The 14818-nt window shown below is 20.4% G+C and carries 7 protein-coding genes and 1 pseudogene; 3 read left to right on the forward strand and 5 right to left on the reverse strand.

Translation table 11 applies throughout. The features are described 5' to 3' along the window. Positions 1-10 precede the first annotated feature (10 nt). The 3 genes from hslV to priA all read right to left on the reverse strand — a co-directional run bounded on the left by hslV (position 11) and on the right by priA (position 4411). Positions 11-541 (reverse strand): ATP-dependent protease subunit HslV, encoded by a 531-nt coding sequence (hslV, locus tag ABNS14_RS00540; RefSeq protein WP_348666432.1) that lies wholly within the window; start codon positions 539-541, stop codon positions 11-13. Positions 542-669: 128 nt separating this feature from the next. Further along, positions 670-1437, reverse strand: a complete 768-nt coding sequence (locus tag ABNS14_RS00545; RefSeq protein WP_348666433.1) for a hypothetical protein — start codon at positions 1435-1437, stop codon at positions 670-672. An 895-nt stretch (positions 1438-2332) separates the two neighbouring features. Beyond that, entirely contained in the window at positions 2333-4411 is a 2079-nt protein-coding gene (gene priA, locus ABNS14_RS00550) for a replication restart helicase PriA (RefSeq protein ID WP_348666434.1), read from the reverse strand. 201 nt (positions 4412-4612) lie between these two features. Between priA and rpmE the strand changes: the two genes are divergently transcribed. The 3 genes and pseudogenes from rpmE (at position 4613) to gltS (ending at position 9366) form a co-directional block, all read left to right on the forward strand. Beyond that, positions 4613-4828: a 50S ribosomal protein L31 gene (gene rpmE / locus ABNS14_RS00555; protein ID WP_348666435.1), complete on the forward strand. Its 216-nt coding sequence runs from the start codon at positions 4613-4615 to the stop codon at positions 4826-4828. A gap of 667 nt (positions 4829-5495) precedes the next feature. Further along, positions 5496-6899: pseudogene (metL, locus tag ABNS14_RS00560) on the forward strand (bifunctional aspartate kinase/homoserine dehydrogenase II); the annotation flags it as partial. A 1246-nt stretch (positions 6900-8145) separates the two neighbouring features. Continuing rightward, entirely contained in the window at positions 8146-9366 is a 1221-nt protein-coding gene (gltS, locus tag ABNS14_RS00565; RefSeq protein ID WP_348666436.1) for a sodium/glutamate symporter, read from the forward strand. 2381 nt (positions 9367-11747) lie between these two features. On the opposite strand, the gene gmk is transcribed toward gltS, so the two are convergent. Both gmk and ABNS14_RS00575 read right to left on the reverse strand, forming a co-directional pair. Beyond that, positions 11748-12371, reverse strand: coding sequence for a guanylate kinase (gmk, locus tag ABNS14_RS00570; RefSeq protein ID WP_348666647.1), 624 nt, complete (start codon positions 12369-12371; stop codon positions 11748-11750). Positions 12372-13476: 1105 nt separating this feature from the next. Then, on the reverse strand, positions 13477-14721 hold the full coding sequence (locus tag ABNS14_RS00575) for a valine--pyruvate transaminase (protein WP_348666648.1): 1245 nt from the start codon (positions 14719-14721) through the stop codon (positions 13477-13479). Between the last annotated feature and the right edge of the window lie 97 nt (positions 14722-14818).

Raw genomic sequence — 14818 nt, forward strand, 5'->3', positions numbered from 1 at the left:
GTTTAAATCCTTAAGATTTTAAAGAAAGTTCTTCAAAGTTAAAATTATGGTTGGTATATATGCAAATATCACTTGCTATATTCAAAGCTTTTTCTGTAATATCACGTGCACTCATTGCTGTGTTTTCTAGCATAGCACGTGCTGCAGCTTGTGCATATGGTCCGCCAGAACCAATAGCGATTAAGTCATGTTCTGGTTGAATAACATCACCATTTCCTGTAATAATCAGGGAGTTTTTTAGATCTACAATAGCTAATAGTGCTTCAAGTTTTCTTAGCATGCGGTCGGTTCGCCAATCTTTTGCTAATTCAACAGCAGCTTTTGTTAAATTACCCTGATGAATTTCGATTTTTCTTTCAAAAAGTTCAAATAATGTAAATGCATCAGCAGTACCTCCAGCAAATCCAGCAATAATTTTTTCATTATAAAGACGTCGTACTTTACGAACATTACCTTTCATGATTGTATTGCCCATACTTGCTTGTCCATCACCACCAATGACGACTTGATCATTACGGCGAACGCTTAAAATTGTGGTCATTCATTATCCTTTGATTATTTTATATTAAAAAAAATATTTGATCATATTTTTTTATAATGAAATAAAATTTGTATTTGCGTTATTAGGAATGTAGATGGGGGGAGAAGATGATTTTTCAACCCTTACTATTATAGAAGAATGCAATTTGATAAATCTATAGATTTTAATTGATCATTTTTTATTTTTTTTGTTTCTTTATTGTAAGGCTCTATCCTTATGGTAGGAAAATCTGATTTATTTTTAATGATGTTACTTTCTAAACCTAAAAATGCTAAATTTGCCTTCATGGATTCTATTTCTTCATTTTTTTTAAATGATAGACATTTTATTATTAAATAATTTTGCTGAATTTTATTTTGTGCTGCTAAAATAGATTTTTTATCAAAAGTAAATTTTTCTGGCAAAAGATTAATTATTTCTTTTGATGTTTTAATATTTTTTTTGTTTTTACTTTTATATAAAGTTTTAATAGAAGAATTATTTTTTTTATTATCTATTTCTGTAACTAATTGCTTTTTTTTGTTATTTAATATATTTTTATTATTACTGTTTACATTTGATTTGACTGAGTGATATAATTTTTCTAAATCATTATCTTTTTTTTTTAATTCTTGAATGTAATGCCAACGTTCTTCAGGTTTTGGAGGTAGATTATCATTATTTTTTGTATTTATATTTGGTAATAAAGATTTATAAAAAGTTGATTTATTAAATAAAGAAGATTTTTTTGATGTATAACTTTTTTTTGAGAGATAATATAGGCTAATTATACAAATACTAATTATTATACTAATTTTAAAAATAATATTTTTAGGTAATTTTTGATTAGTTTTATTTAAATGTTTATTTTTACGAGATGTTATGTATTTTTTGTTTATGTAATCTTTTTGTATCACGCTTATATTCGCTGATTAATAATTAATAAAAAGTTTTGTTTTTATTTTTTTATGTTATTGAATTTTACTAGTAATAACTAGTATTTAAGTTTAAAAATATCAAATAATTATCATATTTACAATAAAATTAGTTAAAATTTATTTTTATGTATTTTTGTATATTTTTTATAATATTATTGTATTATTATAATATATATTATATATAAATTGTAAAATTTTTTATTAAAAATTACATTTTTATGTTTGTATTTATTAAATAAATTTTTAATAAAAAATATAATCTTTTATTAAAAATTAATATATAAATATATAAGTACAAATAATTTTTGTTTTTGATTTGAGTAAATATTTGATATTAATTAAAAAATAATTATTTATAGATTATAGATGATCATTTTTTTAAAAAAATAATTAAAAACAAAAAAATTATATTAAATAAAAATTTTATTGACTATATCAATAATTGATAATTTTGATTAGTATAAAAATAGTTAAAAATAAAATTGATTATAATATAAAATATTTTTAATATTTTTTATATTAATCTTTTATATTTAAATTATGTTTTTTTAGATATCAAAATAATATATTTTTTATTATAAAATATTATTATAGACAATATTTTTCTTGTTTTTTAAAAATCTCTCTTTTTTTTGCATATTTTTTGTTTAAAAAATATAGATATTAAAAATTAAATGTAGTTATATTTAATATCAAAATTATTTTTTATTTTTTTTAATAATAAAGATATTGGTCATATTATAGAAAAGTCGATTTATTTACTTATTTTTTATAAATTATATATACATAAATTTGTTTTTTGATTAAGATTTGTATTAATTTTGAAAGAAATAAGCAATATTTTATAAATTAATTATCATATATTAATAAAAAATTAATATTTGATCGGATCCACGTCGATGCTCCATTTTACTTTATAACATTCTGGATATGTCATAATTTTAGGTAATATTAGTGATAGCATTATTTTTAAATAATATTTTGAAGGATGTTGCAATAATAATTGCCAACGAAAACGTCCTACTCGTTTAGCTAAAAGTGCAGGTATAGGACCTATAACTAAAAAATTTTTATCATGATTATTATGTGATGCCATAATATTTTTGCGAAATTTCTGTAAAAAAGTTTTTGTAGATTGGTTAGAATAACCTTCTGCTCGAATTATTATATGACTAGTGTATGGTGGTAAAAAAACATTGTATCTTTCTTTTAATGTTTCTTGTGCAAATGCATCATAACCTTTTTTTAATAAAGTTAACATTAATGGATTTTCAGGGTAATAAGTTTGTAAAATAACTTCTCCTGCTCCTATTTTGTTTGCAACATGTTTTGATATTTTTGTATAAAATTGCGCAAATTTTTCAGTAGCTCTGTAATCGCTTGAAAAAAGTGGATAATCTGCATTTAGTAATGCTACCAAGGTAACGTATGGAAAATGGTATTTTGTAGTTAATATTTGAGTGCCAATAAAAATATGAGTACCTGGCTCATAAGTATTTTTTTCTAATTTTTTTTTAGATATGTTTGTTTTTGTATCTTTATCAATGCGTGTAACTGGTATTTTAGGAAAAAGTTTTTTGATTGCTTCTTCTAATTGTTCAGTTCCTAAACCAAAAGGAAAAAGATGTTTTGAATAACATAGCAAGCATTTTATTGGCATAGGTTTTTGAGTGTTACAGTAGTGACATCGTATTTGGTTTTTATAACGATATACCGTATAATACTTTTCGCATCTTAAACATTTTGGAATCCAACCACAGTGGTGGCATATCAATATTGCTGAATAGCCTCTTTGATTTAAAAATAGTATTATTTGGTTATTTTCTTTTAGATGATTACGTATAGATCGTATTAATGGTTGTGACATTCCATACTGTAATGGTTGTCCTTTTAAAGCGATTAAATTTTGGACAATTTTTTTATTAATAGTTTTATGTTTAAGATCTAAACGATCATATTTTCCTTTTATAATATTATAAAGACTTTCTAATGAAGGTGTTTCAGTTTCTAAAATAATTGGAATATTTTCTTTTTTTGCTAAAACAATAGCAAGATCGCGTGCATGATAACACCATCCTTCTTGTTGTTTATAGGAATTACTATCTTCTGAATAAACAATAATTAAACCTAAATTCGAAAAAGAAGTAAATAATGCTGAACGAGTACCCATAAGAATTGCATTTTGACCATTTTTTGTGCGTAACCAAATTATAAATTTTTCAGTATCACTTAATGATGAATGTAGTACATCAATGGGGATATTCAAGCGTTGTTTAAACTGTGTCATCGTTTGTAGTATCAAACTAATTTCTGGAATCAGTACTAATATTTGTTTACCTTGATTTAAAATTTTTGCAATTACATTTAAGCATACTTCTGTTTTACCAGAACCTTTGCTTCCAATTAATAACCAAACTTTAAATTTTTGATTAGAATTGATTGTTTTAATTGCATGTAATTGTTCTGTATTTAGTTTTTTTTTAATAAAGATGTTTAAATTAAAATGCCAATTTTTAATTAAATCTAAACTTTTTTTTTGTTTGTTTTGGATTTCTTGGATTGGCTTGAATTGAGATTTTTTGTTTTTTTTTCTTAATTTACATTGTATTTTTGGAAAATATGTTATTTTTTTTTCATTTCGTAACAAGATAGGCAATGCATGGAAAAGCACTTTACCAATTGGATAATGATAGTATTGATGCCCCCAAATTAATAATAACCATAAACTATCTGAAAATAATGATTTTTTATCTAAAATTTTTTTAATATATCCCAATTTCAGATTACTTGTTATTGTATCATTTCTATGTGTGATTACTATACCTATGTGACTATATAGACCGAATGGTACTATTACCCGACATCCTCTTTTTGGTATGGGAAAATTAGATGGTAATTTATAATCAAAAGTACGCATAAGATGAATAGGAAGTGCAACTTGCACGATAGTCATTTTTGCTATTTCCAAATGATTACTATAAATATTTTTGATTATTTTTTTAGACAATAAAATATTAAACTTATTATGGATTTTATTGTGCTATAAAAAATAATTTTGTATTATTTTTACTTTATAATAAATATTTCAAATTAACTTTTTTAAGTTTTAATTATTATAATATGTTATTAAATTTTTAATTTAAAGGATTTTTATATGAAAAAGGGTATTCATCCTAAATATCACAAAATTACTGCAATTTGTTCTTGTGGAAATATAATGTATATCAAATCAACTGTTCATCATAACATTAATTTAGATGTGTGTGGTAAATGTCATCCATTCTACACAGGTAAACAGCGTGATGTAGTTACTGGAGGTCGTATTGATAAATTTAAGCAACGATTTAATATCTCAGTGCTTAAAAAGTAATCATTTTATTAATGTTTTATATATTTGGTAATTTTTTATTATAGCTATTTTGAGTCATAGATATTTTTTAATTTTTAAAAAATATTTTTTGTTTTTATAATCATAAAATTAAATGATTTAAGTAAATCAATATTTAATTTTTATTTTTATAAAAAATAGTTACGATTATTATTTTAAATAATTTATCTTATATATAAATATTAATTTAAATTATCACAAATAGTTATTTATAAAATTTTAATAACAAATAAATTTAATAGTAATATTTTTTTATAATTTATTAAAATATTAAATGAAATTTTTATGATCAAGCTTATATTTAGTTATACATAATAATTATAATTTTTATTTAATTTTTGTAATAGAAATTTTATTATTTGATGGTTTAAAAATAAATGTTTTATTAATTCTTAATATAATTTTTAACAATTTTGTTAAAAAGCTATAATTTCAAATTTATTTTTATGAAAATATCATATAACTTTTTGTATATTTAAAATATTGTTAGATATATGTTAGATATAAAAAATATCTTTGTATTTTTTTATTTTTATTTTTTTATTTATAAATTTTCAAGGGATTAAAAGTTTAGATAATAAAAAATCGTATAGATTTAAATGACATTTTTCATGTGCTACAAAAGAGGTAATTTTTTATGATGAATACAATGAGAAAAGGAATTATACGATATCAAAATCGTCAATTACATAAATTTGGTGGTAGTAGTTTAGCTAATGTAAAATGTTATCAACGAGTAGCTAATATTATGGAAAAATATAGCGAACCAGGTGATTTAATTGTAGTATCTGCAGCAGGAACAACTACTAATCAATTAATTCATTGGTTAGAATTAAGTAAAATTAATCATGTTTTGGCTGCTCAAGTGCAAAAATCAATATGTTATTATCAAGAAAATCTTATTATTAAACTTTTGAGTAAAAAAAGAGCTAACTTATTAAAGTTAAATTTTTTAAGTGACTTTACTTATTTGAATAATTTATTAAATAAACCAATTGATAATAATGTTTATTCAGAAATTGTGGGTTATGGAGAAATTTGGTCAGCACGTTTAATGTCTGCTGTATTAGAAGAATTTGGAATATCAAGTCATTGGTTAGATGCTAGACTTTTTTTGCGTGCAGAGCATTCTTCTCAGCCAGAAATAGATGAAACAGCTTCAAAACCATTATTAGAAAAACATTTGCGAAAATATCATAATAAACGTGTAGTTATGACAGGTTTTATTGCTAAAAGTAAAAAAGGTCAAACAGTATTATTAGGGCGTAATGGTAGTGATTATTCAGCAACACAAGTTGGTGCATTAACAGGAGTTAAGAAAGTAACTATTTGGAGTGATGTTGCTGGTATATATAGTGCCGATCCACATAAAGTAAAAGATGCTTATTTGTTACCATTATTGCGTTTTGATGAAGCCAGCGAATTAGCACGTTTAGCAGTACCAGTACTTCATGCTCGTACTTTACAGCCAATTTCTTTTACAAATATTGATTTACAACTTAGATGTAGTCATGAACCTGAGAAAGGATCAACAAAAATAGAACGTGTATTAAAATCTACTACAGATGCAAAAATTGTTACTAGTCATGATAATGTTTGTTTAATAGAATTAATTTTATCAAAGCATAAAAATTTTTTTAAAATATATAAAAAAATTGGTTTATTTTTAAAAAAAAATCAAATATGCCCTTTAGCGGAAAGTGTACAATTAGATCATAAATTAATTAAGTTATGTTATACTAAAGAAGTAGTCTATAATGTTATGTATCTTTTAAATAAAATTGGGGTAGTTAAAAAAATATCTTTGCGTGATCGTTTTTCTTTAGTTGCAATTATAGGTTCTGGAATTTGTAAGAATCCTTTATATAGAAAGTGTTTTTATCAACACTTTAAAGATCAACCGGTCGAATTTTTTTGGCATTCTAAAAAAGATATTAGTTTAGTTGCAGTGTTAAGTACTAATAAAACATTATGTTTAGTGCGAGAATTACATCAGAGTTTATTTTTGTTAAAAAAACATTTTAAATTAATTTTGTTTGATAAGAGTAAAATTAATTTTTGTTGTTTAATATTTTTTCATAGTTAATAAAAATTATTTTGCTTTATTTTAAGTAAAATTTAAGTAAAATAATTTTTTATAACTATAGTTTTATGTTTTTTTAATTGTTAATATTAAATCATATAATTTGGTTATTTTTCATTATTAATAATCTTATAGATAATTTAATAAAAAATATTAAAGTACATATTTTTTATAGAAAAATAAAATTATTTTTTAAAATTAAATAGTAAAATACTATTTATGATAATTACTATTATAATTATTTATAAATAATATTTTAACTATTTTTTAATGTTATTTATTTAATTTATTAAAATTACGTATATTTTTTATTTTTATTTTTTATTGAGGAAAATTATTCAATAAAAACTATATTTTTTTTTAATGTATTTAATTTTTTTAAAATTTTATCTTTTTTAAGGTTTAATTTTTGATAACAAAGTTAAATAATGCATATTATTAAATAATATTTTTGATTTGCATAAAAAACATAACAAATAAATATTAATAAACAATAGTTTCATAATAAAATTAAATGTATTAAAGTAAAAATAATATTTTTAAAAAAAATATTAAGATATGAAACTTTTTTATATTAATAATTATATATTTAAAATATTAAATACAAATATTAAATTTTAATAGGGTTTATTTTTTTGATTTTATAAATAAAATTTTATTTAAAGCATATGCTTATTATGATTAAATGAGAATATAATAAATAATTTATATATTTAAAAAATACAGAAAAAATAGTTTTTTGTTTTATAAAAAAAATAATATTTGTAGGTGGATAAAGATTGTTTGTTAAATGCATTAATAACATTTTTATTAATTTTAAATTATGTTTATTAAAAAAGTGTAATATTGATTATTTTTGTTTTCACTATTATTTCAATAATTTCTCAAAAATATTCATCTCCCTCTTTATAAAATTATTTATAGTATAATTGTAAAAGTTAAAAACTATATTTTATGAAGATTTTGTCTCAAAATTTTTAAAATAAATAGTAAATTTTTAATAATTAAATTCAATAATTTATATATCTTTGATTCTTAAGTAAACAAATTATTACTTTAATGTTAATGAATTTTAAATTTTTGTTTGTATTTAGATAGAAAAATTAATTTTTATCAATAATCTTATTTTTTGATTGTTATATAAAATTTATAATATTTTTTGTTATTAAATATTTTTTTTATTAAATAAAAATTAATAATAAAATGAGGTATATAAATGTATCATTTTGATGTCTATGACACGTTTTTTGCTACTACTTTAGTATTGTTATTTGGTCGTAAACTACTTCAATCAATTGCTTTTTTGAAGAGATATGCTATCCCTGAATCTGTTGCTGGTGGGATATTTGTTGCATTAATGCTTTTATTTTTGCGAATAATTTTTGATTGGAGCATAACTTTTGAATTATCTTTACAAGAACCAATGATGTTAGCTTTTTTTTCAACAGTTGGTCTAAATGCTAATTTCATTAATTTAAAAGTGGGGGGTAAAACATTATTGATTTTTATTTTTGTTGTTTTTGGTTTGCTGATTGTTCAAAATATGGTAGGTATCATTTTATCTAATTTTTTAGGTTTGAATCCATTAATTGGATTATTAGCTGGTTCTGTTACGTTATCTGGTGGACACGGTACAGGTGGTGCTTGGAGTAAAATTTTTTCTGAACATTATGGTTTTCAAAATGCAAATGAGGTTGCAATGGCTTGTGCAACATTTGGGTTGGTTTTTGGTGGATTAATTGGTGGACCGATAGTACGATTTTTAATGCGTAATATGAAAAAATCAAGTTTTACAGAAAATTTTAACAATATTAAAGAAAAATCTATTCTTTTTGAAACAATAGAAAAAAGACAATTTATTAGTTTTTTAATTTTTATAGAAACATTAGCTATGATTGCTATTTGTATAGTAGTAGGTAAATTTTTTTCTTATTGGTTAGGATTAAGTTATCAATTTACTTTGCCTGCTTTTGTTTCTGTATTATTCACCGGAGTGATTTTAAGTAATATTTTACCATTTTTAGGTTATCATAAAAATTTTAAGCATGTAGTTTCTTTTTTAGGAAATGTTAGTTTATCACTTTTTTTAGGGATGGCTTTAATAAGTTTAAAATTATGGGAACTAGCTTCTTTAGCGATACCTATATTAATTATTTTAATTATACAAGGGATTGTCATGGGGTTATATGTTATTTTTGTCACTTTTCCAATTATGGGAAGAAATTATGATGCTGCAGTACTTGCAGCTGGTCATTGTGGATTTGGTTTAGGTGCAACTCCTACAGCAATTGCTAATATGGAAGCGATTACAAAGCAATTTGGCCCTTCTCATTTAGCTTTTCTTGTAGTGCCGATGGTTGGTGCTTTTTTTATAGATATTATTAATGCATTAGTTATTAAATTTTATTTATGGTTACCTATTTTTCATTTGTTATAATTTTATTAGTATAAAATAAGTAATCATTTTTATATAGATGTATTAAATATTAATATCCTATTTTTTATAAATAAAAATATTTTAATAAATAATAATTTAATTTTATTTATGTTTTATGTTTTTTAAAAATTATAGTTTTTTATTATATTTTTTATAAATTAGATTTAATAATAATGATTTTCAAAGATTTTTTTTAAAATATGTTAACTTTTTATCTTTTTTTTGGATTTTAATAAAATAATAAAATTATGAAGAGTAGTATAATTTTTTAGTGAATAAGTGTTATGGTATTTTTGTTATATAAATTTTTTAAGGTTTTATAAAAAATATTAATTTTATTATATAGATTGAAGTCTTAATATGTAAATTTCGATAATAGTGTATATATTAAAAAATACAAATATATTTTTTGATTCTATTAAAAAATAATTGTTAAAAAAATAATGCATAAGACTAATTCTTTTTATGATTTTATGATATATTTTAATTATATCATGTTTTTTTTAATTTACAATTATTAAAGAATAAATGCGCTTATTTTTTTTAGTATTTATACCTTAAATATTGAAATTTTTGATTATTTTGCTGTTTTAAAATTAGTTAATGTTCTTTGATGAGTTATATTAACTTTTATATCATAGTGCTAAAATTTTTTTTATATTATCTGATCTCTATTAGTAAATCATTTATTCATTATGTTTTGTTTTTTGTTTTTTATTCATGTTTTTTTGCTATTTTTTAATATGTTGTTTTTTAATATAGTGAAATGATTATTGTATGACACTAATAATATCTTTTTTTAATTTTTTGGTAATTGATGTATTTTTATTTTTATAATTAACTTAAAATTTAAGTAATTTTATAAAGTTTTCCAAAATCTACTAAATATTTTGAAAATTTCTTTTTTTATCTGATATTTTATATTTATAAAAAACAAGGTTAACAAAAATAAGTGTTAATATAGCATTTATATCAAATATGAAAAGTATGCGAAATTAAAAATAGCTAAATTAGATAATTTTATTATTATGCCATTTAAAGTAAAAATTATTTTTTAAAGAAATCTAATGTCAAATTTTCTACAAATTAAAAAAATATTTCTGGTTTTTTATAATTTTAATCAACTTTTTTCTCAATTTTTTAATTTTAATAGCAGTTACTAAATTTGTTTTGTCCTTCCTTATAAAAAAGACAAGCAAAGAAAAAACTTATTTTAACTATTTTATTTATTGTTTTTTTATAATTTTGAATTAGTATTTTTTAATATGCAGGTTATGAGATATAGTAATTATTGATGTATGTAAAGGTTGAATAATTATTTGTTTTTAGAATAACAATATAATTTTTTGTATTCATGGAGAGATTTGTATGAAATATGTCTTCGACAAAGTATTTGATTGTATATCTCAAAATTTCTTTGAAAGATTATTCGGATGCATAAATATCCATAATAAAATTTTTATAATTTTAAATTATGCTGTAGTTGTTAGGAAATAAGATTTTGAATGTTAATTTTTAATTCTATTTTTATTTTTATTTAATGAATATCAAGAAGATATCAAGATGTAAAATGAAAAATTTATTTTTCTTGCAAAATTGTTTTATGTTGATTTTATTAAATGCAAACAAATTTCTTCTATTATGATTTTTATCTTTTTTATTAAAAATATGATATGTATATTTTGTAAATATACGTGTAATTATTTTTCTAAAACTTTTAATTTGTGTTTTTTATATAAATAAAGTGTGTTTAATTTTGATATATTTTCAATGCAATATAGTAATGTATTTACAAAAATAGTATTTTGATATTTTAAAAAATTTTTAAAGTATTCTAAATAATATCATTTAATAATGTAGCTATATAATATTTTTTAATCTAAATATATTTTTGCTAAAAAGATGCTACAATAAATGATATTTAATATCAAATTTATTATTTAATCTGATTTTTTATATAAATTTTTGCTAAATGATACATTTTTTTATTTAAAATATATATTTTTTATAGAAAATAATCTTTAAAAAAAATTAATTGAGTTTTTAAAATTAAGATAAAAAATTAACTTTTGAGTAGTTAATGATAATTTTTCGTAAATGAGATATAGGATTTTATTTATATTTTTATGTTTTTTAACACTAAAAATTATAAATTTATTAAACTTCATTTTCTTTTATGTAAAGAAATAACAGTGATTGTTTTATTTTTTTTGATAATATTTTTAATGATTTTTTTTTTATTGACTGATATTAAATTTTGCTATTACTAATATACTAGATGAAAGTGATCAACATTTTTATAACGTTTTAAATTATTACATTTTCTATAATATTTTAATAATAAAAAATAAAGAAATTAATAAGTTAGTATACTGAATTTTTTATTCTATTAATAATTTATTAATTAAAGTATTATGTTTTTGCATTTGACGTTTTGAACGCAGTCTTTCAGATCTAATAATAGATTTTAAATCTTGTAATGCAGTATTAAAATCATCATTAATAATAATGTAATCATATTCTTTATAATGTTTTATTTCATTGACTGCTTGTGACATACGTCTATCAATTGTTGCTTTAATATCTTGTCCTCGAGAATTTAAACGACGAAGTAATTCATTTTTTGAAGGAGGAACAATAAAAATACTGGGAGCATTTTTTATTTTTTGATGGATTTGTTGTGAACCTTGCCAATCAATATTTAAAAATAAATCGATGCCACTATTAAGTTTTTTTTCAACAAGGATGCGTGAAGTACCATAATAATTACCAAAAACATAGGCATATTCAAGAAAGTCATCATTTTTGATCATTTTATGAAATTGTTTTTTGGTAATAAAATAATAATGTTTACCATTTTTTTCACCAGGACGTATTTTTCTCGTGGTATAAGAAATAGATACTTGCATATCGTAAAAAAAATTAGCTTTTAATAAAGCTTTAATGAGAGTTGATTTACCTGCACCACTGGGTGCAGATACGATATATAGATTTCCTTTAATAATCATGATTATTTATTTTTAAAACAAAATTTATGACTGTATTTTTGTATGCTTATTTACAGTGTTTTAATGAATATTTTTATAAAATGATTTTAAAATAATTATTATTATAAATATATATAATATTTTTTATTTATATTAAATTAAATAAAAAAAAGATTTATAGATAATTTTATATAAAAATAAATATCAAAAAAATTTTTTGTATATTTTTTAAAAATTAATTATATTTTTTATGCCATAAAATTAATAATATATAAATAATCAATTTTTATTGAAATTATAAAAGTAATTGTATTGTTTTGAATATATTATATTTATCAATCAGGAGTAATAATTTTCTTGAATATATTTAAAATGAAAATTAGATTTATTACAATATGAATTGTAAAAAATATATGTCAGTTTTGTTGTTATTATTTAAAAGATAATTGATATAATAATACATTATTGTTTAATTTTATAAAAAATTAAAATTTTATTACTTTTATTTTAAATTTTGGTAAATTTTTTTGTTATTATTTTATGTATACAAAAGTATAATTTTTTTTATTGCTGATATATCTAAAAAGATAGTTTTTATTATTTCTTATTTTAGTATTAAGAGAATGATGTTAAAAATATTCAAATTAATATATTTATGATAAAAGAATATTAATTTTTTATAATTAATAAACTAATTTTTGTATAATATATATTTTTTCTGTAAATTATTATACGTTTTTTATTATATAAAAGTTTTTCTTTTAAGTAAAGTATATAACTTTTTATTTTTTTATTTGAATTTTAAATTATTACTTTTGTGTAATATTTTTTCTATCGGATAAATTTTTATATAAACTTCTATCAATTTTTCTGGATAGAGTAAATAGTATATTACATACATCATAGAATATCATTTTTTTATTTTTGTTAATAAAATATAAATAAGATTATATTTTATGTATAAAAAATTTTAAAATAGATAAGTAAAAAAGAAAAAATAATCTATTGTGACATTTTTTATTTAAACAAATTTTAAAAACAATTGATTGTGTTTTTTGTATTTTTTATATTAAAATTTAAAATTTTTATCAAAATAATAAATTTTATTTTTATAAGATGTTATTTATTGATAAGCAATAGCAATTTCATCTGCTAGAATAGAAATTGCTTTTTTAATTTTTTCTAATGGTAAAATATAATTCATACGCATGCATTGATTTTTATGCTTCCAATTTTCATTTAGCCCAGGAAAAAAATAATCTCCAGGTACCATGAATACATTACGTTTTTTTAGACGCGTATAAAGTGTTTGACTGTTAATTGGTAGATTTCTAAACCATAACCACAAAAACATACCTCCCTCTGGTTTATGAATTAGACAATGATTTGCTGATATAGAATGACGAATAATTTTTATAGTTTCATTAACTTTTTGTTCATAAAAAGGTTTTATTATTTCTTTACATAGTCTAAATAAATCTTGTCGTTTAAGTATTTCTAATATTAATGCAGGTCCTATACTACCTGGAGATAAATTGATTATACTATTCATATTACTGATTGTGTTTATTATATACTTATTCGCAATAATAATACCACAACGGCAACCTGGTAACCCCAATTTTGATAAACTCATAGAGAGAATAATATTCTCATTCCATATAGGTGTTCCATGATTAAAAATAATACCAGGAAATGGGATTCCATAAGCGCTATCAATTAAAAGAGGAATTTTATTTTTTTTAGCTAAAGTATCTAATTTGATTATTTCTTTATCGGTAATCATATTTCCAGTGGGATTAGTTGGTCTTGAAATACAGATTGCACCAATATCATCAGTGATTCTTAAAGCTTTAAAATTGATGTTATATTTAAAGTATCCATTAGGTAAAATTTTGATTTTTGGTTTTTTACTGATGAATATATCATGTTCCAATCCAGTATCAGAATAACCAACATATTCTGGTATTAAAGGAAAAAGTATTTTTTGTTTTATACCTTTCTTACAAAAACCTGCAATAATATTGAAAAGATAAAAAAAGGCATTTTGACTGCCATTAGTTAAAACAATATTATTAGCATTAATATCCCAATTTAATTTTTCATTTAAAGTATCTGCTAATTTTTCTCGCATAATATTTTTTCCCTGTGGCCCATCATAGTTACAGAGTGCTTTGTTGAGTTGTCCATTGATAGCCATTTCTATTAATAGTTTTTGAAAATATTGATCTATTTCAGGAATATATGCTGGATTACCTCCACCGAGCATTATGATATTAGGTTTATGTAAACCATCATTTAGATCTTTCATGAGATTGTAAATATTAGAAGGAGTAGAAAATTTTTTACCAAATTTGGAATGTATAATGTTTTTTTTCATAGTTACTTTGGAGTTATTAAATAATAAAAGATTACAGTATTAAGTTTATATTTTATAATTATTAAAAAAAATAAATATTCTGAAT

The sequence above is a fragment of the Arsenophonus symbiont of Ornithomya chloropus genome, from assembly GCF_964026495.1.
In the GTDB taxonomy this organism is placed as follows: Bacteria; Pseudomonadota; Gammaproteobacteria; order Enterobacterales; family Enterobacteriaceae; genus Arsenophonus.